This window comes from Anoxynatronum sibiricum (assembly GCF_039414295.1).
Lineage (GTDB): Bacteria > Bacillota > Clostridia > Peptostreptococcales > Tindalliaceae > Anoxynatronum > Anoxynatronum sibiricum.
Genome location: NZ_JBCITM010000001.1, coordinates 266,987 through 291,738 on the forward strand (window position 1 = coordinate 266,987; position 24,752 = coordinate 291,738).

The 24,752-nt window shown below is 46.2% G+C and carries 26 protein-coding genes, 1 riboswitch and 1 other annotated feature; of the genes, 23 read left to right on the forward strand and 3 right to left on the reverse strand.

Annotated features, from left to right (window positions below; genetic code table 11):
* Nucleotides 1-69: 69 nt before the first annotated feature.
* From AAIG11_RS01160 to AAIG11_RS01170, 3 genes are all read left to right on the forward strand, one after another.
* Nucleotides 70-2,007, forward strand: coding sequence for a diguanylate cyclase domain-containing protein (locus AAIG11_RS01160; protein ID WP_343184447.1), 1,938 nt, complete (start codon nt 70-72; stop codon nt 2,005-2,007).
* Between the two features lie 157 nt (nt 2,008-2,164).
* Nucleotides 2,165-2,971: an ABC transporter ATP-binding protein gene (locus AAIG11_RS01165; RefSeq protein WP_343184448.1), complete on the forward strand. Its 807-nt coding sequence runs from the start codon at nt 2,165-2,167 to the stop codon at nt 2,969-2,971.
* Between the two features lie 157 nt (nt 2,972-3,128).
* Entirely contained in the window at nt 3,129-3,449 is a 321-nt protein-coding gene (locus AAIG11_RS01170) for a CC/Se motif family (seleno)protein (RefSeq protein ID WP_343184449.1), read from the forward strand.
* 67 nt (nt 3,450-3,516) lie between these two features.
* Here AAIG11_RS01170 and AAIG11_RS01175 read toward each other — a convergent pair whose 3' ends face one another.
* On the reverse strand, nt 3,517-3,840 hold the full coding sequence (locus tag AAIG11_RS01175; protein ID WP_343184450.1) for a hypothetical protein: 324 nt from the start codon (nt 3,838-3,840) through the stop codon (nt 3,517-3,519).
* A gap of 225 nt (nt 3,841-4,065) precedes the next feature.
* Between AAIG11_RS01175 and AAIG11_RS01180 the strand changes: the two genes are divergently transcribed.
* The 15 genes from AAIG11_RS01180 (at nt 4,066) to AAIG11_RS01250 (ending at nt 20,040) form a co-directional block, all read left to right on the forward strand.
* A complete protein-coding gene (locus AAIG11_RS01180; protein WP_484477150.1) occupies nt 4,066-4,332 on the forward strand; it encodes a MoaD-like domain-containing protein in 267 nt (88 codons plus the stop codon).
* Nucleotides 4,333-4,458: 126 nt separating this feature from the next.
* Nucleotides 4,459-5,232 (forward strand): copper amine oxidase N-terminal domain-containing protein, encoded by a 774-nt coding sequence (locus tag AAIG11_RS01185; protein ID WP_343184452.1) that lies wholly within the window; start codon nt 4,459-4,461, stop codon nt 5,230-5,232.
* Between the two features lie 165 nt (nt 5,233-5,397).
* Nucleotides 5,398-7,314, forward strand: coding sequence for an LTA synthase family protein (locus AAIG11_RS01190; protein WP_343184453.1), 1,917 nt, complete (start codon nt 5,398-5,400; stop codon nt 7,312-7,314).
* A gap of 79 nt (nt 7,315-7,393) precedes the next feature.
* Nucleotides 7,394-7,501: riboswitch (TPP riboswitch) on the forward strand.
* An 86-nt stretch (nt 7,502-7,587) separates the two neighbouring features.
* Nucleotides 7,588-8,664: an ABC transporter substrate-binding protein gene (locus AAIG11_RS01195; protein ID WP_343184454.1), complete on the forward strand. Its 1,077-nt coding sequence runs from the start codon at nt 7,588-7,590 to the stop codon at nt 8,662-8,664.
* A complete protein-coding gene (locus AAIG11_RS01200; RefSeq protein ID WP_343184455.1) occupies nt 8,661-9,335 on the forward strand; it encodes a class I SAM-dependent methyltransferase in 675 nt (224 codons plus the stop codon). Before AAIG11_RS01195 ends, AAIG11_RS01200 begins: the two co-directional genes overlap by 4 nt.
* Nucleotides 9,311-9,583: a YkoF family thiamine/hydroxymethylpyrimidine-binding protein gene (locus AAIG11_RS01205; protein ID WP_343184456.1), complete on the forward strand. Its 273-nt coding sequence runs from the start codon at nt 9,311-9,313 to the stop codon at nt 9,581-9,583. Before AAIG11_RS01200 ends, AAIG11_RS01205 begins: the two co-directional genes overlap by 25 nt.
* 109 nt (nt 9,584-9,692) lie before the next feature.
* On the forward strand, nt 9,693-10,526 hold the full coding sequence (gene pgeF, locus AAIG11_RS01210) for a peptidoglycan editing factor PgeF (protein WP_343184457.1): 834 nt from the start codon (nt 9,693-9,695) through the stop codon (nt 10,524-10,526).
* A 16-nt stretch (nt 10,527-10,542) separates the two neighbouring features.
* Nucleotides 10,543-11,043: a prolyl-tRNA synthetase associated domain-containing protein gene (locus AAIG11_RS01215; RefSeq protein ID WP_343184458.1), complete on the forward strand. Its 501-nt coding sequence runs from the start codon at nt 10,543-10,545 to the stop codon at nt 11,041-11,043.
* A 158-nt stretch (nt 11,044-11,201) separates the two neighbouring features.
* Nucleotides 11,202-12,050 (forward strand): HDOD domain-containing protein, encoded by an 849-nt coding sequence (locus tag AAIG11_RS01220; protein ID WP_343184459.1) that lies wholly within the window; start codon nt 11,202-11,204, stop codon nt 12,048-12,050.
* Nucleotides 12,051-12,166: 116 nt separating this feature from the next.
* Nucleotides 12,167-12,859: a hypothetical protein gene (locus AAIG11_RS01225; protein WP_343184460.1), complete on the forward strand. Its 693-nt coding sequence runs from the start codon at nt 12,167-12,169 to the stop codon at nt 12,857-12,859.
* 25 nt (nt 12,860-12,884) lie between these two features.
* Nucleotides 12,885-13,535, forward strand: a complete 651-nt coding sequence (locus tag AAIG11_RS01230; protein WP_343184461.1) for a sortase — start codon at nt 12,885-12,887, stop codon at nt 13,533-13,535.
* 92 nt (nt 13,536-13,627) lie between these two features.
* Nucleotides 13,628-15,796 (forward strand): SF1B family DNA helicase RecD2, encoded by a 2,169-nt coding sequence (gene recD2, locus AAIG11_RS01235; RefSeq protein WP_343184462.1) that lies wholly within the window; start codon nt 13,628-13,630, stop codon nt 15,794-15,796.
* 178 nt (nt 15,797-15,974) lie between these two features.
* Nucleotides 15,975-16,664: an ABC transporter ATP-binding protein gene (locus tag AAIG11_RS01240; RefSeq protein WP_343184463.1), complete on the forward strand. Its 690-nt coding sequence runs from the start codon at nt 15,975-15,977 to the stop codon at nt 16,662-16,664.
* Nucleotides 16,665-16,688: 24 nt separating this feature from the next.
* On the forward strand, nt 16,689-18,716 hold the full coding sequence (locus AAIG11_RS01245; protein ID WP_343184464.1) for a COG1361 S-layer family protein: 2,028 nt from the start codon (nt 16,689-16,691) through the stop codon (nt 18,714-18,716).
* Nucleotides 18,709-20,040, forward strand: a complete 1,332-nt coding sequence (locus AAIG11_RS01250; RefSeq protein WP_343184465.1) for an ABC transporter permease — start codon at nt 18,709-18,711, stop codon at nt 20,038-20,040. The genes AAIG11_RS01245 and AAIG11_RS01250 overlap by 8 nt, the downstream gene beginning before the upstream one ends.
* Here the strand turns inward: AAIG11_RS01250 and AAIG11_RS18165 are convergent.
* Complete coding sequence (locus AAIG11_RS18165; RefSeq protein WP_425499397.1) at nt 19,960-20,568, reverse strand: TetR/AcrR family transcriptional regulator; 609 nt, start codon at nt 20,566-20,568, stop codon at nt 19,960-19,962. The genes AAIG11_RS01250 and AAIG11_RS18165 overlap by 81 nt on opposite strands.
* On the opposite strand from AAIG11_RS18165, the gene AAIG11_RS01260 reads away from it, so the two are divergent.
* Together AAIG11_RS01260 and AAIG11_RS01265 are read left to right on the forward strand one after the other, a co-directional pair.
* Nucleotides 20,479-20,685 (forward strand): hypothetical protein, encoded by a 207-nt coding sequence (locus AAIG11_RS01260; protein ID WP_343184467.1) that lies wholly within the window; start codon nt 20,479-20,481, stop codon nt 20,683-20,685. The genes AAIG11_RS18165 and AAIG11_RS01260 overlap by 90 nt on opposite strands.
* A gap of 151 nt (nt 20,686-20,836) precedes the next feature.
* The gene (locus AAIG11_RS01265; protein WP_343184468.1) at nt 20,837-21,622 is read left to right on the forward strand and encodes a YdcF family protein; all 786 of its coding nucleotides are present in this window, start codon (nt 20,837-20,839) and stop codon (nt 21,620-21,622) included.
* A gap of 51 nt (nt 21,623-21,673) precedes the next feature.
* Here the strand turns inward: AAIG11_RS01265 and AAIG11_RS01270 are convergent, their stop codons facing one another.
* Nucleotides 21,674-21,847 (reverse strand): hypothetical protein, encoded by a 174-nt coding sequence (locus AAIG11_RS01270; RefSeq protein ID WP_343184469.1) that lies wholly within the window; start codon nt 21,845-21,847, stop codon nt 21,674-21,676.
* 158 nt (nt 21,848-22,005) lie between these two features.
* Nucleotides 22,006-22,224, reverse strand: a binding site (T-box leader).
* A 240-nt stretch (nt 22,225-22,464) separates the two neighbouring features.
* Here AAIG11_RS01270 and rarD point away from each other — a divergent pair.
* The 3 genes from rarD (at nt 22,465) to AAIG11_RS01285 (ending at nt 24,679) form a co-directional block, all read left to right on the forward strand.
* Complete coding sequence (gene rarD, locus AAIG11_RS01275; RefSeq protein WP_343184470.1) at nt 22,465-23,397, forward strand: EamA family transporter RarD; 933 nt, start codon at nt 22,465-22,467, stop codon at nt 23,395-23,397.
* Between the two features lie 84 nt (nt 23,398-23,481).
* The gene (locus tag AAIG11_RS01280) at nt 23,482-24,096 is read left to right on the forward strand and encodes a histidine phosphatase family protein (protein WP_343184471.1); all 615 of its coding nucleotides are present in this window, start codon (nt 23,482-23,484) and stop codon (nt 24,094-24,096) included.
* An 88-nt stretch (nt 24,097-24,184) separates the two neighbouring features.
* On the forward strand, nt 24,185-24,679 hold the full coding sequence (locus tag AAIG11_RS01285; RefSeq protein WP_283408139.1) for a ferritin family protein: 495 nt from the start codon (nt 24,185-24,187) through the stop codon (nt 24,677-24,679).
* Nucleotides 24,680-24,752: the final 73 nt, after the last annotated feature.

Consider the following 24,752-nt stretch of genomic DNA (forward strand, 5'->3'; position numbering starts at 1 on the left):
GCGGTGTTTATTTTGGTTATATATACCCGTGGGAGTTCCAACGAGATCGAAAGCTGTGGAGGGTACGACATGAAACGGGATGGCAAAATAATACTGGCATTGACAATGGTTATTGCGGTGGTTTTGACCGCTGTTTTTGCGTATTTTATATCGCGTACCGAAAAAGACTTTGATCTTTTTTACACCAGACAAATGGACAACCACGCCAGTCTCATCCGTAAAACTGTCAACTTGGCAGAAAGCTATACAGAAACTTACACCCGCCTGATTAACGAAGATCTTTACCACAGGCTTTATGGATTGAATCAGGAGTTGGCCAGTGTGGCTGCAGATCAGCTGACCCCGGAGGTGCTGATGACTTACAGGGACAACTATGACCTTGCCGGGTTGGCCATTTTTTCGCCCGTTGCGGACGAAGATATTGCTATTTCGGCGTCAACAGTTGTGGAGGAGATTGGAGAACGCACTGCTTTCTGGGGCTATTGGCATGAAGCTTTCAGTGCATTGCTTCAGGGAGAAACACCGAATGTGGGCAGAGGGTATGCAAGGGAAAATTTCTGGGTAGGCCCTCGAAGCCGTTCACATTATATGGAGGGGTATTTTCGATTTGCCTATTACCACAATGAAGCACAGGGGTATCTGATTAATGGCTATATTGAAGACGCTGCTTCCTATGATGATAATATACGCAATCTCATGGATGATCTTTTTGCTTATCTGGATGAAGAAATCAGCTATATCCAGTCCAGCTCACTGATTGATTTGAATGCTTGGGAAGTGGCATATCACAATGAGTACAGCAATCCTGAAGACCCTGCTTTTATATACGGGAACTTCGACCGCAACCTGTTTATTCAACTGGGATTAACACCTGAAGAATTGCATGCCATGACAGAAATGCAAAGGCATGTGTTAAAGACAGCATCGGGAGAAGCGCTGATTTACCTTATACCGGCAGGCGTGGCAGAGCACCCTTATCTGGTGACCGCTCTCATCGATGACAGTGACCACTGGCTGTTGCGGGAAAATGCCGGCAACTCTTTTTTACTCATGGGACTGATTGCGCTGGTCATTGTCCTGCTGGGAGTATCTTTTGTCATGCATCACTACCGGTCACAGTTAACATTTGAAATTGAGCGCAAAGAAGCTTCTGAGGCATTTGCCAGAAGCATTGCAGCGCTTCCTGAGTTTATCTACCGTTGTCAAATTACCGAGGATGACACCTTGCTGCTTACTTATAATGACGGACGGTCGGTGGCGCGCGAACAAGCTGTGGCGATGGAAAAGCATTATCTAAAAATGAACGATATCTACCCGGAAGCCTACACGCAAATCCTTCATGAGAATGTTGAAAGGGCGCTGACGGGAGTTGCTCAGCGATTCGAAGTGGCTTATAACGGACGGATTTATGAACATTATATCAGTCGGGTGGAAAATGAGAATGAAGTGGCAGGATTTGCCACTGATATTACAGAAAAAAGGCATCAGGAAGAAAAAGCCAGGTATCGAGCTGACCACGATTCACTGACGGAGTTGAAGAACAGGGGTGCTTTTGAACTCTATATCAGGGAAATAACCAGCCGGAAGCCCAGTGATTCGTACGCGCTTTTTTTCATGGACCTGGATCACTTTAAAGAAGTGAATGACACTTACGGACATTTACTGGGAGATCACTTGCTGCGAGCAGTTGCCAATCAAATTCGCCTGGCAGTGACAGGCAGCGAGGGGATTCTGGCAAGGGTTGGCGGCGACGAGTTTGCGTTTTTCTTCCGGGAAAGCAGTAAAGAAGTTATCGAGAAAATCGCAGAAAACATCATCGCTGGTTTTCAGGAACCACTGGAGATTGAAGGGCATTTATTAACCATAGGTGTGAGCGTTGGCATTGCCAGGTATCCGCAAGATTCGGCAAATGACCGGGAACTGATACATTTTGCTGACCAGGCCATGTATGCAGTCAAGCATGAGCCAGGCAAAAAATACGCTTTTCACCGAAAGCGGTCTGTCTAATGCCTGAGAGAACTTAGCCGACGGTGAAAGCCGTCGGCATTTTAGTAATGAGAGTTACAGTAAAGGAAAAAACCGGTGATTTCACTTTGCGATCTTTTCTGGTAGAATGAATAACATTCACAGGTTGCCTGATAATCGATGGAAGAGGGGTTCGGTAATGATCGACATTCGGAATGTTTCATTATGGCGGGGAAGTGCCTTCCTGTTGAAAAATGTCAGTTGGAAAGTGAATGCGGGAGAGCATTGGGCGATCCTTGGGCTTAACGGTTCTGGAAAAACCACCCTGCTGAACATGATAAACGGCTATTTGTTTCCTTCCAGCGGAGAAGTGACGGTACTGGGACAGCGTTTTGGTGAATATGATCTTAGAGAACTGAGGAAATCCATCGGGTGGGTTAGCTCAGCACTTCAGGAACGTTTTTATATGGCAGAATCTGCCGTTGATATTGTAGTAAGCGGGAAATCAGCCATGATTGGTCTTTTAACAGAGCCGTCAGAAGAAGATGCAGCTGAGGCAAACAAGCTGCTGGATCAGCTGGGATGTGGTTCTTATGCGAAACGAGCGTATCAGACGCTCTCACAGGGTGAAAAGCAAAAAGTACTCATTGCCCGGGCATTGATGGCGAAGCCGCAATTGCTGGTGCTGGATGAGCCGTGCACTGGTCTTGATCTGTTTGCAAGGGAACAGCTTCTCACATTTGTTGAAGCACTGGGCAGAAAACCAGATGCCCCAGTCTTGCTCTATGTGACGCATCGAACAGAAGAAATCCTGCCAATTTTTTCCCACACCATCCTGTTAAAAAAAGGGCATGTCTATGAAGCCGGCAAAACTGAGGCAGTCCTCAGTGAAAAAGTGCTTTCATCATTCTTTGATGAACCGGTGAAGGTCAGCAGACATCACAAGCGTATATGGGTAACATTGGAAGATCAAGGGCATTTGGAGGAAGAAGACGCATCTTGGTGAGCAATCTGATTTGGAGCTGGCATTCAAAGGGTACTAAAAGGGTACTATACAAAAGGCAAAGGCAACATTTCCTCAGAGTGATCATGTGACGCTGTCATAAGATCAGGCAGAAGTCTGGAGAAACAGTGGAAATGTCATAAGGAAGGAAGCATACTGAATGACTGAAATTATGTTGACCAATCATTTGAAGCAATATCTTTCTCAGAAGAAGATCACAGCGGTCACATTGGACAGGCAAATGAAAAAAGTCTGTTGTGCAGGACCGCCACTGCCTTCTGTCAAGGCGGGGAAACCCAGAGATCAAACAGATTTCGAGTGTTTCATTGTAGAACATGTTTCTATTTATTGGCATCGCAAAATCAAGTATTCTAAACCAACCCTGTGTATCAGCGTGCGTACTTTTTTGCTGATGAAAAATATTTTTGTTTACGATCCGGATACTGTCTGTCTTTGCAGCGGTGGGCAGCAGGATCGTTAAAAAGTGGGAAATAAAAAACCCGTCGCATGACGGGTTTTTAGAAGAATGGTGGGATCAGGCTGGCAAACTAAGCAGAGACGCGTGTTGCCAGGTATTTTGCACGACATTCCCAGCTGCAAAAGTAAACAGGCTGATCCTGATCATCCAGCAGTATATAAGCCTGCTTTCGGGGAATCTCACAATTGCAGGTGGTATCCATCACCATTTCCACTGGGACGGCGTTCTCTTTTTTATCAGGCAGCTCTTCAACAGGGGTATCGGTACGTGCCAGTCCTTTTTTGCGCGTTACTTGAAACGCAGCAGTGTTTCGATAACTGAAAAAACGCAAAATGGTTCTAAAGATGAGAACCATCACCGTGATTCGCAAAACAGAATAAATAAATGTATCCATTTCATTCACCTCCAGGCTGATTGACTCATCAGGTAGTACAAAAAGACTATACAGGTTACATACCCGTTCGAAGTCATTCGAATCAAATCCATTACCATGTATTCGATGATCGTGTACTGTTTCATTGTACCGGAGGATCAGCAACGGGTCAAGGATTTTCAAACATCGGCATCACAGAACTGGTACAATTTATCCGGTTTTGAGGTGCTCAGGAGGCGTTATGTGATGGGGTTGAACCCGGGTGATGAACAGATGATAGAAAGTGGCGCTCCGTACCAGGAAATTATCCATTATTTGCTGACGGTTTCTGAAAGTGTAGAGGGATGTACCTATAAGGGCAGCAAATGGCAGATCACCCTTCAAAAAAACGAAAATGTAAAAATGGGCTCTCTGAAGCTGCAGAGAACAACTCTCGTTTTTCGGGGTGATCCAGAAGCTGTAACCATTCAGGTGAAGGCGTTTCGGATGCGGTTTCTTTCTGCAGGCGGATAAGCCGGAGTCGCAGTCGGATTCACACATCTTTTTGTTACATAATTGTAAGATTACACATTGCTTTTATTTGATATAATGGGGCATGTGCGACAAGGGTCGTAAAAATACAGAAAAGGAGATGACATGATGAACAAAAAAGTATGGTTATCCGCATTACTGGTTCTGATGCTCGTATTCTCTTCGTTTGCTGTCTATGCAGATGAAAACATGACAGAGGAAGAGGTTGTGGGAGAAGAAGAAGCCGAAGAGGTTGAAGCTGTTGAAGAAGAAGCTGAAGAAGCCGAAGAAGCTGTAGAAACAGAAGAAGAAGCTGAAGAAGAGGCTGTTGAAGAAGGTGAAGCAGTAGAGCCTATTTCTGTTCAAGAAGGAACAGTGATTGTACTGACACTGGGAAGTAAAACAGCACTGGTGAATGGCGAAGCCAAAGACCTAGATGTTGCTCCTTATGTCGACGAAAACAACAGAACGCTTGTTCCGGTGAGCTTTGTCAGTCGTGAACTGGGTGCTGAAGTTGACTGGAATGCTGATGAAAAAGCAGTCACTTACACAAAAGGCGATACTGTCATTGTGCTGCATATTGATGTCGCTCATGCAATGGTGAACGGTGTAGAAGTTGAGCTGGACGCACCTCCCGTCATCGCAGAAGGCCGCACCATGGTGCCGGTTAAATTTGTCAGCGAAGTTCTTGGCTATGATGTTGCTTGGAATGCAGAAGCCAAAACAGTGACTGTTACCGAAGGGGTTGTTGCAGCAGAACCTGTCGAAGAAGAAGTTGCTGAAGAAGCTGAAGAAGCTGAAGAAGCTGAAGAAGTTGAAGAAGCTGAAGAAGTAGAAGAGGAAGCAGCTGAAGAAGAAGTAGAAGAAACTGAAGAAGTTGAAGAGGAAGAAGAGGAAGTATAAACCTTATTCCATGTATAGAAACAAGATAAACCGGTACCGAAAATGGTGCCGGTTTTTTGATTGAGTATTGTCATGAAAGCCATTTGATTGGGACATTGAAATATTGCCGGAGTGTGTTAAGATAATGAAAGCAACCCCGCTTTCACTACACAGGAGGCTTTTCCGATGAAAAAAAACTGGACAATTAACATGCCTGACAATCAAACAGTCAAACTGCTGCTCCTTTTTTCGTTGTCGCTGTTGTTTAAAATGATGATTCTCCACCAGCAAATGCACATTGAGCTACACTACTGGCTGGTGGCGTTCATGAATCTGGCAAGTGTTTTCTCTGTTTATTTGCTGGCGACATTTTTACTAAAGCCTGAAAAACGCCTTACTGGTTACCTCTGGATCCATGGCATACTGACAATGTTGATTTTCATCAATACCGTGTATTACAGTCATTTCTACACATTGGTGCCGGCACACAGTATATTTCAAATTGGACAGTTGGGGGGCGTGACAGAAAGCATTGCTGCGCTGATTAAACCCATCTATTTCCTATATTTCATCGATACCGTGGTGCTGGCGGTCCTTTGCCTGCGAAAGCAGTTGAAAATGAACCGAAGAGAAAAGCGTTACAATTTAGTGTATGTACTACTTTTACTGCCGCTGATTTTCGGCATGGGGATTACTTTTTGCACGCTTGAAGAACGTACGGAAGGCCACCTGACACCCTTGAACCTGGGTATGCTGAACTATCACCTGGTGGATGTGATTCAACTTTTCAAGCCGGCAACGGTAGACCCTCAACTGGCGGAGGAAGCTGTTTCAGCAATTGTTCAGGAAGCAGACGAGCGTCGATTCAAGGGGCTGCTGGAGGGGAGAAATGTTTTTGTCATACAGGCAGAGTCACTGCAGACGTTTGTTATGGAACATCCTCTGGCAGGGCAGGAAATTACACCAGTGTTGAATCAGCTTGTTCAGGAAGACAGTATCTATTTCTCGCGATTCTATGAACAGGCTGGGTGGGGTAACACATCAGACGCCGAGTTTGTGAGTCACAACAGTTTTTATCCCTCAACGAAAACCTTCAGCTATCGGGCCTACGAGAACAATGCTTTCTATTCACTGCCACATCACTTAAAAAAGCAGGGCTACACCACCATGGTCTTTCATGGGAACGACCCGTCCTTCTGGAACCGTGAAAACGCTTATAAAGGTCAGGGTATTGACCATTTTTATGCCAGTGAAGACTTTGAGATGAACGACCTCATAGGTATGGGACTCAGTGACCGGCAGTTGTTTCAACAATCCATTACTGTCATCAAACAGATACCAGAACCTTTTTATGCCTTTTACATTACGCTGACTTCACACCACCCTTTTGTGATGCCTGATGAACTGCAAAAGCTGGAAATGAGCGCTGATTATGAAGACACTGTTTTGGGACACTATTTGCAGTCAGTTCACTATCTGGATGAGGAGATCGGACGTTTTATCCAGCGCTTAAAATCAGAAGGACTTTATGATAATGCTGCCATTATCATCTATGGTGACCATCAGGGTCTTGACATGCGAAATGAAGAAGCCAACGATTTGGTGAGCCACTTTATTCGACGACCCTACGAAGAAGATGAAATGTTTCGGGTGCCTCTCATCATTCACATTCCCGGCAGCGGTCTGGCGGAGACTGTCGAGACTGCCGGAGGACAAATAGACTTTTTTCCCACTATTGCCAATTTGGCAGGAGTTCCTTTGCATCCAAATCGTGTGATGGGAAAAGACCTGCTGAATATCATGGAAGGGTTTGTGGCAAAGCAGGTTCATGTGGCTGCGGGCTCGTTCATTGATAACGAAAAAGTGTTTATCATGTCGTCGGATGGGCTTTATGATAATAGCCGTGCCTGGAGACTGGGCACTGGAGAACCAGTAGCGCTGGAAAAGTGTCGGGATAATTATGAACGTGCACTGGCAGAAATCACTCTTTCAGAGTACATCCTCCAAAATGATTTGATTCCACGGGTGCAGGAGGCAGGGCTGGAAGGCATCCTGGATGAAATTCGCCAGGCATTGCAGCTGGAAGAGATGCCTGTTGAATAGATGGAAATGGACGCTCGAGTCGGGTTGAATCAAGTGCATCCCTTGACTTAACCTGCGAAGAGCAGTATAATTAAAAGGCACAAGTGAAAACGGGGAGCTGAGACAGACTCGGCTGAGAGGGAACTATCTTGTTCCGACCCGCAACCTGATCTGGATAATGCCAGCGGAGGGATCAATACGATTATTGAAACCCTGTAACCTCCGTGGCTACAGGTTTTTTTATGTTTTGGACCGGATCACGCCTCAAAAAACATCAACAGGAGGAACAGCCAAATGAAGTATCAACACAACCGCATAAAGAGCAAAGAAAGAAACGGCATGAGTTTTCCGGGATGGGCCACGGCATTGCTCATCGCAAGCCTTATGATTGCGGGGGCCATGACCGGTTGTCAGTCACCACCAGTCTCCGACAGCGGAGTGTCAGGTGAGCCGCTGCGAGCTGTCACGCTGGTGCTGGACTGGGTGCCCAATACCAATCACACTGGGTTTTACAGCGCCGTATCCATGGGATATTTTGCCGAAGAGGGTCTGGAGGTGGAGATCATTCAGCCCACTCACGGAGGCAGTGCTGACTTAATTGCAGCCGGCCAGGGTGAGTTTGGCATCAGCTATCAGGAACAGGTGACTTATGCCCGCACCGCTGCTGATCCATTGCCCATAAAGGCCATTGCCGCCATTATCCAGCATAACACCTCTGGATTTGCTTCGCCGGCATCCAAAAACATCGAGCATCCTGGAGATTTTGAAGGAAAGACCTATGGAGGTTGGGGTTCACCGGTGGAAGAAGCCATGCTGCAAGCACTGATGACCAGTGATGGTGGTGATTTTTCTCAGGTGGAAATGATGAGCATCGGAACAGCTGATTTTTTTGATGCCGTTGAAAACCACGTTGATTTCACCTGGATTTACTATGGGTGGGATGGGATTGCCGCTGAACTGCGAGATTACGACATCAATTTCATTCTTCTGCAGGATTATGTGCCGGCACTGAATTTTTATACACCAGCATTGATTACCAGCGAAAAGCTTATCGATGAAGATCCTGAGCTGGTGCAAGCTTTTCTCAGGGCGTCTGCCAGAGGATATCAATTTGCAATACAACAACCGGAAGCAGCAGCAGCACATTTGCTGGCCGCAGTCCCTGAGCTGGATGAAGCGATGGTGGTGGCCAGCCAGCAGTACCTTGCGCAGCAGTATCAGGCTGATGCCCCCCGCTGGGGAGAAATGAAGCTGTCGGTCTGGGAAGATTATGCCCACTGGATGTTTCAGCAGGGATTGCTGGAAAACCAGTTGGACGCATCTGCAGCCTTTACCAACGCCTATCTGCCTGAAGCGGGTGATATCAAATGACCTTTTTCAACAGTATCGCCAACGAATATGACCAGTGGTACACAACACCCATGGGTAGTTTGGTGGACCAGGTTGAAACTGATTTGGCCATGAAGCTGTTTCCCCTTCAGCCAGGGATGAAGGTACTGGATGCCGGGTGTGGTACCGGAAACTTCAGCCTGAAACTGGCACAACAGGGAGTGGTGGTTACGGGAATAGATATGTCTCCCGAAATGCTTGCTTATGCCCGGGAAAAAGCCAAGGTCGCCGATTTTGAGATTCCATTTGTTGAAATGGACATGTACCAACTTGATTATTCGGATCAGACCTTCGATGGTGTCTTCTCCATGGCGGCTTTTGAATTCATTCGCGAACCTGAAAGAGCACTGAAAGAATTATTTCGGGTATTGAAGCCCGGCGGTATTTTGCTGGTGGGCACCATTAACCGGGAGAGTGCCTGGGGAGAATTATATACTTCTCCTGACTTTCAAAAAAACACCGTTTTTAAGCATGCTTCGTTTAAGTCATTGGATGACATGAAGGCATGGGAGCCAAACCAACTGGTGAAGACCGGTAGCTGTCTGTTTCTTCCGCCGGATACACCAGATGATCAGTGGACTCTGGAACAGGAAGACCAATTCCGGCAACACAATAGAGGAGGATTTATATGTGCGCTCTGGCAAAAACGGTGACAGGTACCTGCCAGTTGGCCTTTTTGCCACTGGAAACAACCAGTTCCGACGCCGCTGTTGAGCAGGTGCTTCAAATTATTGAATCCAGCGGCCTTGAAGCAGAAGTGGGGCCGGTATCCACCCTGATCAGGGGTGATGCGGAAGCATTGTGTGCATTAATCCAACGCATTTATAAAACCATGGACGATTCCCAGGTGCGGTTCTCCATGAATCTGTTGATTTCCAACAAATGCGGCTGTCGCCGCTAAAGACAGACCGGGACCTTACCATAACATGGACAGGGTTCCGGTTTTGTGGTATAAGAAAGAAGAGAATTGACTGCACAGGCAGTGAGTATACATTTGGGGTTGAAGCACTATGGAATCGGCTCATCAGCATTTTTTATGGCGGGAAACCAGTGGGGTTACATATGGGTATTTTCCGGCATTTGAAGCAACAGGAATAGTGAATCACGGGTTCAGCACACGTCTGGGTGGTGTCAGCACCGGCTCTTATGAAACCATGAATCTTGCCTATAACAGCGGTGATCATCCCGACCATGTCACAGAAAACTACAGGCGATTCACAGGTGCATTGGGTGTTAATTGGCACCTGGCTGTTTTGACTCATCAAACACACGAAACTTGTGTTCGTCAGGTCACCAGACAAGATGTAGGCAAAGGGTTGGCCCAAAAAAGAGATTACAGCCATGTGGATGCACTGATCACCAATGAACCGGGAATTCCGTTAATGACTTTTCATGCTGACTGTGTCCCCCTGTACATTTTGGATCCGGTGAATAGAGCCATTGGGTTGGGGCACGCAGGATGGCGGGGAACTGTCAATCAACTGGCGGTGAAGCTTGTTCAGGAAATGACAGCAGCTTATGGATCAAAGCCCAAAAACCTGCTGGCTGCCATTGGACCCGCCATCGATGCATGCTGCTATCTCATTCGAGAAGACGTTTACAACAGTTTCAGAGAGAAGCTTCCATTAGCAGACGCTTCAATCAGCCATGTCAATGACCAACAGTGGCGACTATCGCTTCCTGAAGTCAATCGGCAGCTGCTGATGCAGGCTGGAATATCGAGCAACAGAATCATTCAATCGCAAATTTGTACCTGCTGTCATGCATCTATTCTCTTTTCCCACAGGGCCCATGGGCAGCAGCGGGGAACAATGGCGGCACTCATGCAGCTTAATGGCAAATAGAGATGGGAGGTGTACCATGCTCAATGAAGCAGAGCAGTCTCAAAAAGTCTTTCAGGTACTTGATCAGCTTGGAATTTCATACACTCTCCACCGTCATCCAGCAGTGTATACTGTGGAAGAGGCTATGAAACATGATGCAGGAATCGAAGGGCTGCATTGCAAGAATCTGTTTCTGAGAGATCATAAGGGGAGAAATCATATACTGGTGGTAACGGAAAACCTAAAAGTCATTCAGGTGAAAGAGGTGGGGCAAAAGCTGGGATTGGGGAACCTCAGCTTTGCCTCACCAGAGCGCTTGATGAAGTATCTGGGATTGGAACCAGGCTCAGTGAGTCCCTTTGGACTCATTAATGATGAAAGCAAACAGGTGGTGTTGATTCTGGATGAGACGCTTCGGCAGACTGAACTGATTAATTTTCACCCCAATGTGAATACCATGACAATCACCTTGCGCTATGAAGACTTTGAAGTATTTGTGCAATCGACAGGAAACCCCTGTGAATTAATGATGCTTTAAGGGTCTGTCGAAGGCACCGGCAAGAAGCGGTATTGTCATATCAGACTTTCGATGACATAGATGATATTGAAAGTGAGTCGTTGTAGCTATTGAGGATTTTGAGAATAAAGGTATAATAGAAGACAGAAGCACTAATCTGTCAATAATGGGGCGAGCATATGACGAAGATATCGATGGAAGAAATCGTTGAACGGGTTCGAGACATACCTGCTTTTCCGCATACTATTACTCGTATTATTCAGTTGGCAGAATCGCCGGAATCGACGGTTCATGACATTGAAAATGAAGTCATTCGAGATCAGAGCCTGACAGCGACGGTACTGCGCTTTGCTAACTCAACCCATTATGGTTACTCACGAACCATATCAACCATCTCTCAGGCGACGGTTGTATTGGGCTTTCAAGCCATCAAAAGTATTGCCATGGCGGCCTCTGTAAGCCAGTTAATGGCCCGGGAGCTGCCAGGCTATGCCCTTGAAAAAGAAGCACTTTGGCGGCAGTCACAGACCTGCGCCATTGCAGCCAGGCTCATCGCCAAAAAAGTGAAATATGCCAGACCAGATGAAGCATATGTGGCAGGATTACTGCGGGATATTGGAAAGGTGATTCTGGACACATATCTAAAAGATCAGGTTCAACTAATTCAGCAAAAAGTGGAAAACGACCAGATCACTTTTATGGAAGCGGAAGAAGAAGTGCTGGGGTTTCATCATGGCCAGGTGGGGGCCAGCATCGCAGAAAAATGGCATTTACCCAGTGACCTGGCAGAATCCATTGCCCTTCATCATGAACCTGGAAGAGCGGAAATTAATCCCCGTCTGGTGGCCATCACCCATTTGGCCGACGCACTGGTGATGATGCTGGGAGTACAAATGGGTGCTGATGGACTAGCCTATCATTTTTCTCAGGAAGCCATGACATTGCTGGGTGTTGATGAAACCGACCTTCAACAGCTGATGTCAGAACTCATTGATCTGCTGGAAGATGAGGATGCTTTTAAAAAATGAATGCTGACGCGGCATAACAATCCGGGAACTCCCATGAGAATGATTCCCGGATTGTTTTTTTGTCATTGGGGTATTCATAATGTCATAGATGATGGTGATGGTCAGGAGGGGCGACAATGAACAGTTCAAATGCCATGAATAAGAAGTACTTCCGCTATGTGAGTATATTGATCACTGTCATGATGCTTGTGATCTTGGGGACACACCAGCCCGATGCGGCAGATACATGGCGGGAAATCATGAAAAAACCCGATGGGTTACAGGGGTACTATTATGCGACACCGTATGCTTTCAGCAATGGCCATTATGGGATTATGCGTGTCTGGAATCAGGGATATGCACAACGGGTTGAGCTTGACAATTTCGGTACAGGTGATATGACCATTCTTCTCACAAGGCAACAGGATGGGGCTTATTACCAGATTGATCCCCAGCGAAATGAAGCCATTGGTTTTCGCTATCGTGAAGAAGAAATTCCTCCGGGGGTGCTTGACGAAAGTCGCTATGCTGTCTCGGGCGATCGATATGATCCGGTTTTTCTCAGTCGCATACAAAATGTGGAACAACTGGAGTACCTTCAGCAGGAAGCTTTGTATTTCGAAGTGCGTTCACCTCATCGCAATGGGGAAGAGACCTACCGCGCCTGGATTTCTGTGGAATATGGCCTGCCTCTAAAGGAGGAAATGGTGATGGCTGACGGCCGCATTCACCAGCGGGTGTATACAGATCTTCAGGAAGGGCCTTTTCCGCCGGATCTTTTTTTGTTGCCGGAAGATGTGGAAATCCTGTCATGGACCTGGTTTAATTGATGCTATGTAAAGTGAGGGCTGGAAGATGAAAAAAACCGCACGCATGCGACTGATGCTATGGATACTTGTCATTGTTTTTGCAACAGGTGTAGCTGTTTGGGAATTATGGTTGAAGCCGGAACCCCCTGAAACTCCAGAGCAGCCCTCGGTGGAAGAGCCGACGGTGCCAGATTTACCAGAGCTTCCTGAACCGGAAGCAGAGCCGGAAGAACCGACGGAACCTGCCGCCATCTTGATACCTGAGTTTGCTGCAAACCAGGTATCATCAGGAAGTGCACTGGGGCGGCTGGAAATTCCGGCGATTAATTTCAATATGGCAGTGATTGCTGATGCAACTCCAGCGAATTTGAACCGGGCACCGGCGTTGATGAAAAGCACCCATATGCCAGGCGCGCCTGGCAATGCAGTGATTTCAGGTCATCGCATGTATGAATTTGGAAGCCACCTCAACCGTTTGGATGAGCTGGATATTGATGACTGGATCTATTTTTCCAACGAAACCACTGCCTATCACTTCCAGGTAGAGCAAATAACGGTGGTTGATCCGGCAGAAATCTGGATCACGCTGGGTGATCAGCGGGAAACCAGGCTGACACTTTTTGCCTGCACACCCATCAGAATTGCAACGCACAGATTGGTGGTTTTTGCCGTGCTTAAAGATGAAATTGCCCTATAATACTTACGTTGTTCACCTGGGCGAGGCTGTGATAGAATGAACATGAACGGGTGACGGATCAGTCAATCTGGACATAAAGGAAGGACTCTCAGATGGAAACGGTGAAAGCGCTGGTGGAACGCATCACTTATCAAAATCCGGAAAATGGCTATTGTGTTTTAAAAGTGAAGATGCCCGGTCATCGTGATTTGATCACCTTTGTGGGGACGATGGGCAGTGTCAGTGTGGGGGCTGTACTGGAAGCCCGTGGCGACTGGAAGACAGATACCCGTTTTGGCCGGCAGTTTGAAGTGACAGAATACCGGGAAAAAGTTCCGGCAACTCTGCATGGCCTTGAAAAATATCTGGGAAGCGGCCTCATAAAAGGCGTGGGCCCGGTTAATGCAAAACGCATCGTACAGTTCTTTCGGGAAGAAACCATGGATGTTCTGGAAAAAACACCCGAAAGACTCATTGAAATACCTGGTATCGGAAAAAAACGCGCCACTATTATTCGTGAAGCCTGGGATGAGCAGAAAGAAGTGAAGAATGTGATGCTCTTTCTTCAGTCCCATGGTGTATCAACAGCCTATGCTGTTAAAATCTTTAAAGCGTACCGGGAAAAAAGTGTTGCGCTGGTTCAGGAAAATCCCTACCGGCTGGCAGAGGATATTTGGGGAATTGGATTTAAAACAGCCGATAAGATTGCTTCAAACCTGGGGTTCACCCATGATCACCCTGCTCGAATTATGGCAGGAATTCTTTATGTCATCAATGAGCTGTCAGGGGATGGTCACTGCTATGCAACACCGGATGAGTTGACAAAGGCAGGCATGAAAATACTTGAAGTGTCATCCGTTCAGATGGCAGAGGGCATTCACCAACTCGTAACCGAAAAAAAGTTGGTGGAAACGGATGGCGGAGAACTTTATCTTCCGGTGTTCTATCACAGCGAAGAGGGTGTGGCAAGGCGTATCTCCAGGATGATTCAGAAGCCATCTCCCTTTCAACTGTCAGAGGAAGAAATCCTTCAGCGATTACCCCGAAAGATGAACTATGATGTGATTCAACAGCGGGCTGTGATCACTGCAATTCAATCCAAATGCATGGTGCTGACCGGTGGGCCTGGTACCGGAAAAACAACCACCACCATGGCAATTTTGTCTATTTTTGAATCTTTGGGCGCCCGCATTCAATTATGTGCACCCACCGGCAGAGCAGCCAAACGCCTGGCAGAAACCACCCGCCGGGAAGCGAAAACCATACATCGGATGTTGGAGTTTAAACCGGGAGAAGGGTTTAAGAAAACCGAAGAACACCCTTTGAACTGTGATGTGCTCATTATTGATGAAGCTTCCATGCTGGATATTATTCTGACATATCATCTGGTCAAAGCACTGAGGGAAGAGGCTGTGGTCATTTTTGTGGGAGATGTTGATCAACTGCCATCTGTAGGCCCGGGCAATGTATTGAAAGATATGATTGTCTCCCAATGCGTTTCCGTTGTCCAACTGGAGAGGATCTTTCGTCAGGCAAAGGGCAGCCTCATTGTGACCAATGCCCATCGCATCAATCAGGGTGAGTTTCCATACTTATCGGGAAAAGGTCGACGGGATTTTTTCTTTCTGGAATCAGATGATCCCGAAAAAATTCCCGGGCAAATTCTGGAGCTGTGCCAAAAACGACTGCCGGCTTACTACCAAATAGATCCGGTACAGGATATTCAGGTGCTTTGCCCCATGCAGCGGGGCAGTACAGGCACCCATCAGTTGAACCGGCTGATGCAGGAGACCCTGAATCCACAAACCAATACCATTCAGTTTGGTCAAACGATCTACAGAATCCATGATAAGGTGATGCAAATCAGGAACAATTATGATAAAAATGTCTATAATGGCGATATTGGAAGAATATCGGGCATTGACCAGACAAACCGGGTGGTTTACATTCACTTTGATGGCCAGACGGTGGAGTACCAATTATCAGAAATGGATGAAGTGGTGCTGGCCTACGCCATGACAGTGCATAAGAGTCAGGGAAGTGAGTACCCCATTGTCATTGCGCCGTTGACCACACAACATTTTATGATGCTACAAAGGAATCTGCTCTATACCTGTGTGACCCGGGCAAAGAAGGTTTTTGTGCTGATTGGAACCAAAAGAGCCATCGCCATGGCCATTAAAAATAATCGGGTGATGCAACGCAACACTCGGTTGGCTCAGCGGTTGCAATACTATCGCCGACAAGAAGACATCGGTAATCGAATAGCAGGCATCGAATAACAGGCATGGGATCACTTCAGACAATGGCAGACAGTGAAGAGACTTCTGAGAATTATCATCAGGAGTCTTTTTATTGATTGTTGAAACATTTTTATGGACAAGATCGTCTATAAATAGTGGTGGTCTGAAAGAGATAGTGAGCTGCATGGTGATTGAAGTAACTATTGGAGGCTTTAGAATGAAGAAGACAGTGGAATTGGAGAACGCCAGAAAAGTCTATCGTCTGGGAGATGAAAAAGTGGTTGCGGTGGACAACATATCCCTGAGTATTACAGAAGGAGAAATATGCTGCCTTTTGGGAACCTCAGGTTCAGGGAAATCCACCCTGCTTAATTTAATGGCAGGCCTTGAAAAGCCCAGCAAAGGAAAAATTATCATTAAGGGTAAACGAGTTGATAAAATGTCGGAGACGCAACTGGCCCTCTTTAGGCAACGCAACATCGGATTTGTATTTCAATCCTACAATTTGATGCCCATGTTGACGGCATTGGAAAATGTGAGTTTGCCGTTAACCTTTCGTGGCGTGCCGTTGAAAAAACGCAACCAATTGGCTGCAGAAATGCTTGAGAATGTGGGGTTGGGCAAGTATCTGAAACACCGGCCCATGCAAATGAGTGGTGGTCAGCAGCAACGGGTGGGGATTGCCCGGGCTTTTGTGAGTAAACCACCGGTGGTTTTTGCAGATGAGCCAACAGGAAACCTGGATTCTAAAACCAGCCTGGAAGTAATGGGCCTGATGCTGGAAATGGCCCGAGCCCATCAGCAAACACTGGTTATCGTTACTCATGATCCCGGTATTTCCAAGTATGCTGATCGTGTGTATACCATTCTGGACGGAAATATCGAAACAATTTTAGAAAATCATTGATTAGACCTGGGAGGGAATTGACAAATGCAGTATGGAAAGAAATGGTTTGCACTTATAATAGCATTACTTTTACTTCTGACACCGCTCACGGCATGGGCTACAGTAGGTGGCGATGGAGAGCAGCCGGAAAAAATTGTTTATTACCCCAATATCACGATGGGAACCCAGTCGCGCACTCCCACCTTTAAAGCCGGGCAGGATAGTCGCCTGCTCATTCCTCTGCACAATACCGGGCAGGGCGAGGCCCGGGATGTGGTGGTGACTTTGCAAATTGATGACCCTGCGAAATTTCCCTTTGTCATGGAGGGGTTGAATTTTCGCAAAGGTGTTTCCTCCATTCGGGGAAGAGGACGAACAGAAGCTCTCTTTCCCCTCACAGCCCGAACCAATGCACCGGCAGGCCTCTATACCATTCCTTTTCGGGTGGAGTATGCCAATGAAGATCTAAACAACCGCTATTCCTTTTCGGATGTGACATATGTGCGCATTGAAAACGACCTCCAGTCTCCAACACTCATCATTCAGGAAGTTCAGATGACAGGTGGACGGCTGGCCGCCGGTGGCAGTAACGTTGTTAATATTCATATCCGCAACATGGGAGACCTGCCGTTGGAAGAAATAGATCTTACACTCTCAGGCTTTGGAACAGGCGGGATTTATATGGACACCACCTATCCCACACGAAAGATTGATAAGCTGGCGCCGGATGAAGTCAGGTCGGTCCCCTTTTCTTTAAGGGTGGAATCGGGTGCTGAAGAAGGAACATATCCGCTGCAGCTCAATATGAAATTCAAGGATGATTATGGAACGGTCTATGAATCAAAAGAAGAACTCTATCTGCCGGTTTCCGGCAGTGGATTTACAGGCGGTTTGATTGCCATTGAGAATCTGCAGGTTCCTGCAAACAGTGTACAGCCTTACACCGATTTTCCCGTATCCCTTTATATTCGCAACACATCGGGTACGCGGATAGAAGAAATTTTGGTAAAAGCAGAAGGCGGCGAAGCGCTTCTTCCCAAAACGCCGGCAATGCAGCAGATCACGTCCTTAGAAGCCGGCGAAGCAAAAGAAGTGACATTCACTTTTTTTGCAAAAGATGGCATTGAATCCAAGAATTATCCCCTGGAAATCCGTGTTGAGCCCGTGAGAAGCAGTGGAAATCAAAATGCAGTGATTCAGTATGCTGGCGTGCTGGTGGGAGATACCGGCGGCAGTGGAGTTCCTAAAATTATTGTTGACAGATACGACTATCACACCGATTATGTGCAGGCGGGCGATAGTTTTCCGCTGGATCTCTCTTTCCTGAATACGCATGCAGCCCAGTCTGTGCGAAATATTCGAATCAGTTTCACCTCAGAAGGTGATGTTTTTTCACCGGTGGGCAGTAGTAACACGATGTACATTAATCGCATTGCACCAGGGAGCCGCAGTCAGCAGCAAATCACACTCCGGCCCAAACCCGATGCCTCTTACAAAGTCCATAATCTTTATGCTGATATTGAATATGAAGATGAGAATGGAACAGCACATCAATCCAAAGAACTCATCGGTATTCCGGTGATCCAGGAGGCCAAACTGGTTTTCGGAGAAGTGGAGACTGGAATGGAAGCTTATGTTGGTAACCCCATTCCCATTAGTCTGGAATTTTACAATGGTGGGAGAGGACTGGTCAGAAATTTGCTTGTCAGCATTGAAGGCGACTTTGATACCTCTGATGGATCACTATACATTGGTAATATGGAGGCAGGCAAAAGCAACTACTACGATGCCCAGCTGATTCCCCTGCAACCCGGAAAACTGGAAGGAAAAGTCATCTTCAGGTATGACGACGAAATTAACCAGTCACATGAAATTGAAAAAACATTTTCGATTGAAGTGATGGAAATGATGGCGCCGCCTGATGATTTCTGGTTCGATGAACCACAGGATTCTGGTGGAAACACCAGTTGGAAATGGGTGATTGTAGCTATTGCAGGAGCTGCTGCCATCGCAGGAGCAGTGATTTACCGCAAAAGGAAACGCAAAAAAGAGGAAGTGGAAGACGATGAATAATCGGGATCTGCTGCTCATGGGTCTGGGCAATTTATTCCGCCGGAAGACCAGAACAGTTTTGACGGTATTGGGAGTCGTGATCGGAACCTGCTCCATTGTAGTCATGCTTTCACTGGGGATTGCCATGGACCGGGGGTTTCAGGAACAACTCTCCTATATGGGCGATCTGACAATCATCGATGTGAACAACTATGGTTACTATGACGGCGGGATGGGATCAGGTGGACAACAAGTAAAGCTTGATGATAAGTCAGTGCTCCAGTTCCAAAAAATTCCGCGGGTAACGGCAGTCATGCCGGTGCGGAGCATTTATATGAAAATGGCTGCCGGCAGGTATGTGGGCTATGTGAACGTCATCGGTATTGATCCCGAAGTGATGGAACCATTTGGGTTTTCGGTGGAAGAAGGACGTCTGCTTCAGGCTTCAGACCGTGATACGATTGTGTTTGGAAAAAGCGTTGCCTATGATTTCTATAATCCAAGAATGCAACGCAATTACTACTATGGGATGAACCGGGATAATCCACCGCCGGTTGACGTGTTGTCTGCAAAAATGGTGATGACCACTGATATGCAGTATGGTGAAACAAGAAATCGGTGGCAGGATGATACTGACAGCACGCCACCGAAAGTGTATGACGTGCGAGGTGTGGGGATTCTGGAGGAGAGCAACAGTGAGAAAGACTATTCAGCCTACATGAATCGCAGCTCGCTGGAAAAAATCATGGAAGAAGAGCGGCGGAACAATCGCAACGATCGCAGTCGTAACGACCAAAGCCAGTTTGAACGGGTGCGTGTCAAGGTGGATAACATCGAAGATGTGGAATCGGTTCAGACTGCCATTCAGGCACTGGGGTATCAGACATTCAGTCTGACAGACATACTGAATTCCATGAAAGAAACCTCCCGCATGATCCAGGGGATTCTGGGAGGCATTGGAGCGGTCAGTCTGTTGGTTGCTGCGATTGGAATCACCAACACCATGGTCATGAGTATTTATGAACGCACCCGGGAAATCGGTGTGATGAAAGTTATTGGTGCACAGCTGACAGATATTAAAAAACTATTTTTGATCGAAGCGGGGTTGATTGGGTTTAGCGGCGGCGTGGTGGGTGTTTGTTTCAGTTATCTGATCTCAGTTGGTCTGAATCACATTGGTGCAGGTTTTATGGGCCCAGGGAGTACCAGCGGCATGTCAGTGATCCCCCTGCAACTGGCACTGATGGCGATTGCATTTTCAACCTTAATTGGGATTGTTTCCGGATATTCTCCTGCCCGACGGGCAATGAAGCTTAGTGCTTTGGAGGCGATCCGAAATGACTGATGAAACATCAGAATCAATCTGATGCTGGCGAAGCCCTTTCCAAAAGATATCAAAAGCATGGTCATAACTGGAAAGATCGTGTTCAAAAGTGAACAGGCTGTAGAGCATTCCCAGCAGCAGTATCAGGTAGCTGTTAATGAAAATGGGCAGATTTCCGGCAGGTTTTTGATGAGTGTGGGTATCCTGAAGATAGCGGTCAGCAAGGCACTTCATATTGCGATCATGCACTTTCCGGTGGGCCTGCTCAACCCGATCCTTCAGAGGTCCTTCAGACAGCAACAAACACCGTTTCCAAAAAAGAAGACGTGTGGGTTCATGGAAATAATGTAAATTAAATTGGTAAAACTGTTTGAGAGTCACTTCGAGTGACTCTTTTTTCAGTTTTTCAAGCTGCTTTTTTGTGGCACAGCTGTAATGTTGAATATGTGCATTAATCACTTGAAAAAGCAAGTCTTCTTTGCTGTCGAAATGGGCGTAAATGGAGGCTTTTTTGATGGAAGCAGCTTCTGCAATGGTACTAAGCGACACACTATCACCCTGTTTAGAGAACAACTCATATGTATGATGCAGCAAATCATCTTTTTTGCTCAATTCAAAGCACTCCCTTCCACATTGATACTGCAATTATACCCCAAAAAATACTAAAATGTCGCAGCTCCTGCGAAAGCTGTCATTTTAAGGTGTGAAGTAAGGGATGGTGCTTGTTTTTCATCAAGAAGAATGGTTATAATTGGAAAAGAAATGAATCGAAATGAAATGAACAAATAAGCTCATTTTTCTGGAAAGGTGTTTTGAAATGATTATTACCGGTCTAAGTTGTTTCATACTGACACTTGTCACATCGGTGCGAGCCAATGGGCTTACCTTCCTTGGCTATGGATTGATTCTGGCGGGTCTGGGTTGCTTTAGTATCGCGTTTGCAAGGTATTTGGGAGATGAATCGAAGAAGAAGTGTCAGAATACATATCCATGGCCATATAAAATCCGCAATTGGCTGGCGGCGATGTGTATGCTGTTGATCAGCACATTTCTGGTAACACAAGGTCTTCTATTGGCGGTTTCAACCTCAAAAGATGTGCCGGCTGACGCAATAGCGCTGGTGCCTGGTGCCGGAATTATTAGAAAGGAGCCGTCATTTACTCTGGCGGGGCGACTGGATACCGCAGCCTTATTCCTGAAAGATCGCCCGAACAGCACGGTTGTTCTCACCGGCGGCCACAGTGATGGTCAGTTGGCATCAGAAGCGCAGGTAATGGCATGGTATTTGGAACGTCACGGAATTGATGCAGAACGGATGATTCTGGAAGAGAAGGCTTCCAACACGATGGAAAATATTACTTACGCTGTTGAAATGATGAACATGCAGGAAAATCATTCGGGGAATGCAGTACTCATTATTACCAGCGATTATCATTTGTTGCGAAGCATGATGCTGGCAAGACGTTATGGATTGCAAGTATACGGAATGGAAGCGCATTCACCAGCTGCCCTCTATCGACAATATGCCATCAGGGAGTTTTTTGCCATTTTCAAATCCATGCTTTTTGACTGGCCAGTGAGTAGACAGAAAACGACAGGGTAAAGGCTGATCCCTGTCGCTTCAGTAATTGGCATCATGACTTGGCATAAGGAACTACCAGTCATTTTTGGCTGATCCGGCACCAAAGAAGTTCATGGTACAAACGCCTCGGTTAATGGCATATTGCTGCACAGCGGTTGATTGATTCATTTGCTTTCGTTGAAGATTGGACGTGTTGCTTTCTTGAGTGGGATTATTGTGAGGGGTGCTGGGGTTCATTCTGGTCATTGGAATCCTCCTTTTAATAAAACGATCAAAAAAATGATGAATAGTTCAAATAAACAGATAATTACGTACGTATCACCTCCACTTATCGCATGACTGCTGCAAGAATATAATACAATTGTTGGAATAGGGATATATAAACAACAAAATCCGCCCTTAAAATAAAGGACGGACATATATCCGCGGTACCACCTTTTTTGCCTGAAGAATCAGGCCGCTTTCGGGAGCAAACCCGGCGATATCGGTGCCACCGGTTCCAGCTAAATCATGTTCACTGGAACTGCTCAGGAGTGAGATCTATCAGCTGGGGTATCGGTTTGCAGCACCACCGACTCTCTGTAACCCTCTCTGCATTAAGAAGTCTCCGTCATTGCGTTTCATAATATTAAAACAAATTATAGCAGGGTAAAATGATGACGTCAAGAGAAACAACCAAAAAAGATAAAATATTTTAAACATTAAAAATTAGCAATAAATACAACGCGAATCAATGAGCTATGTCTGAGTTCATTTGATCATCGGGCAGATCAAGAGTATAATAATAACAATTGATTGAGTCCCAAGATGAATCATGAGTTTAACGAGAAATGCACAAAAGCTGGTCGAAAGGAAGCGACACTATGACAACGGAATCATCAACATCTTCAACCACGGGTGCTGTCAAGGGCATCTATTATGCACTGGCTGCATTTATGCTGTGGGGATTCCTGCCACTCTACTGGAAAACACTGCAGTCATTTTCTGCAGGAATCATTCTGGCAAACCGAATTATCTGGTCGGCTATTTTTGTGTTCTTCTTGTTAAAAAAAAGGAAGCAGATGGAAACTGTTAAGTCAGTGATTCGGGATAAAAAACAACTCTTTCGGGTTTTTCTTTCTGCAGTGGTCATTTCGGGCAACTGGTTTGTCTATATTTGGGCAGTTAATGCCAACCATGTGATTGAAGCGAGTATGGGATACTACATTAATCCGTTGATAGTTATATTAATGGGTATGTTAATTCTTAAGGAAAAACTGAATCTAATGGAAGGAGCCGCGATTATCCTAGCATTTGCAGGGGTGCTGTTCATCACTTGGCAGTATGGGCAAGTGCCTTGGATTTCTCTCTTTCTGGCCACCAGTTTTTCGCTATATGGACTTTGCAAAAAAATGGTACAGGTGGATTCGCTGGTGGCCCTCGGACTTGAAACTCTCATTCTCACACCTATTGCACTGATTTACTTGGCGGTCAACTTTAAGACCTTTATGGCCACTCTCCAGACGGTTTCATGGGTAACAGTGGCACTCCTTATCTTGTCAGGCGTGTTGACAGCATTGCCCTTGCTTTGGTTTGCCCAGGCAGCCAAATTGGTTACAATGTCAATTCTTGGATTCTCTCAGTATCTGTCACCATCCATTTCATTGCTTTTGGGAATCTTTCTATTCAAAGAGCCGTTTTCAACCACTCACGCCATTAGCTTTGCACTGATTTGGACTGGTTTGTTGATATTCTCGTTGGCACAAACCCGAAAAATGCACCAACTCAAAAAGCAACCGCCGGCACAATCGGTGTGATTAGTTATCAAATATTCAACACTGACAACCCTGCAGGTTGCAATGTAAGCTATTCAACTAATTCAATCAACAAGGAGTGTTAATATGACAACCATATTTCTCATGCGCCACGGACAGACAGAGTGGAACGTGGCAGAGCGTTTTCAGGGAAGTGGTGATTCTCCTCTGACAGACCTTGGAAAACAAGAAGCATTGAAAGCCGGCGAGCGTCTTAAGGTAACGAAACTGTCAGCGATTTACGCCAGCCCCAGGCAAAGAGCCATGGAAACTGCTGGTTTAGTCGCCTCTTGGCATCAGTTGCCGGTGATCCCGCTGCCAGATGTGAGCGAAATAAGTTTGGGAAGCTGGGAAGGGAAACACTATGAAGAAATCAGAACCATCGATCCAACGGGGTATGAAGCGTTTTTTCGACAACCGGAAGCTTTTCAGGGAACAGATGGTGGTGAAGACTTTGCTGATGTAAGGCAACGGGCAGTAAATGCGCTGGAAGCACTGGCAAACAAACATACGAATACAAAAATATTGGTTGTCAGTCACGCCATCACCATTCGTGTGTTGTTGACGCATTATCTGAACTGCTCCATCAATCATTTGTGGGAAGTGGCAAAGATTAGACAGACCAGTCTCTCCGAAATTCGCTTTAATGCAAAAGGCATACAGGTTGGATTGTTGGGGTGCACAGCTCATCTCGATGAATGATTTTTTATGACCGCATTGTTAGAAGTGCATATTTCCGGGTAATGGTACTGTAGTGGTAATCTACATAATTCGGAAAGGGTGATAATGTATGGCAGTTGAGTTTAATGCAGGTAAATTACTTCAGGTACTGGTTCGGAATGAAGCAAAAGTGGCTGAGCTGTATACCAATCTGGCTGCTCAGATGGAAGTGGGAAAGGGAGCCAATCTGTTTCAGTTATTGGCAGAAGACGAAAAGAGGCACGAAAAAATCTACACAGAGTTATTAAACCGCCTGCCTGCCGCAGGAGTGGCTGAAGTATCAGAAGAAGATTTGGCATATCTGGAGTCGCTAATGGAAAATGATATGTTCGCAGATGTTGATGTGGCGATGGAAAAAATCAAAGGGAAGTACACAAAGGATGAAGCTCTTGAAATAGCTGAAAAAGTGGAACGTGACGGCATCATGTACATTTATGAGTTACAGACACTGTTCCCGGATCTGGCACCTGCTGAAATGAAAAAAATACTCAACGAAGAAAGACGCCATTTGCAGGCTGTTTTGAGCCGTGGAATGGTGGATTTGGTGAAATACCTGAGATATTAGCCAACGATTCGAAACATTTTAAGCCTCCGCGCAGGAGGTTTTTTTTATTGAGATAGTAAGTGCCTGGTTAAAG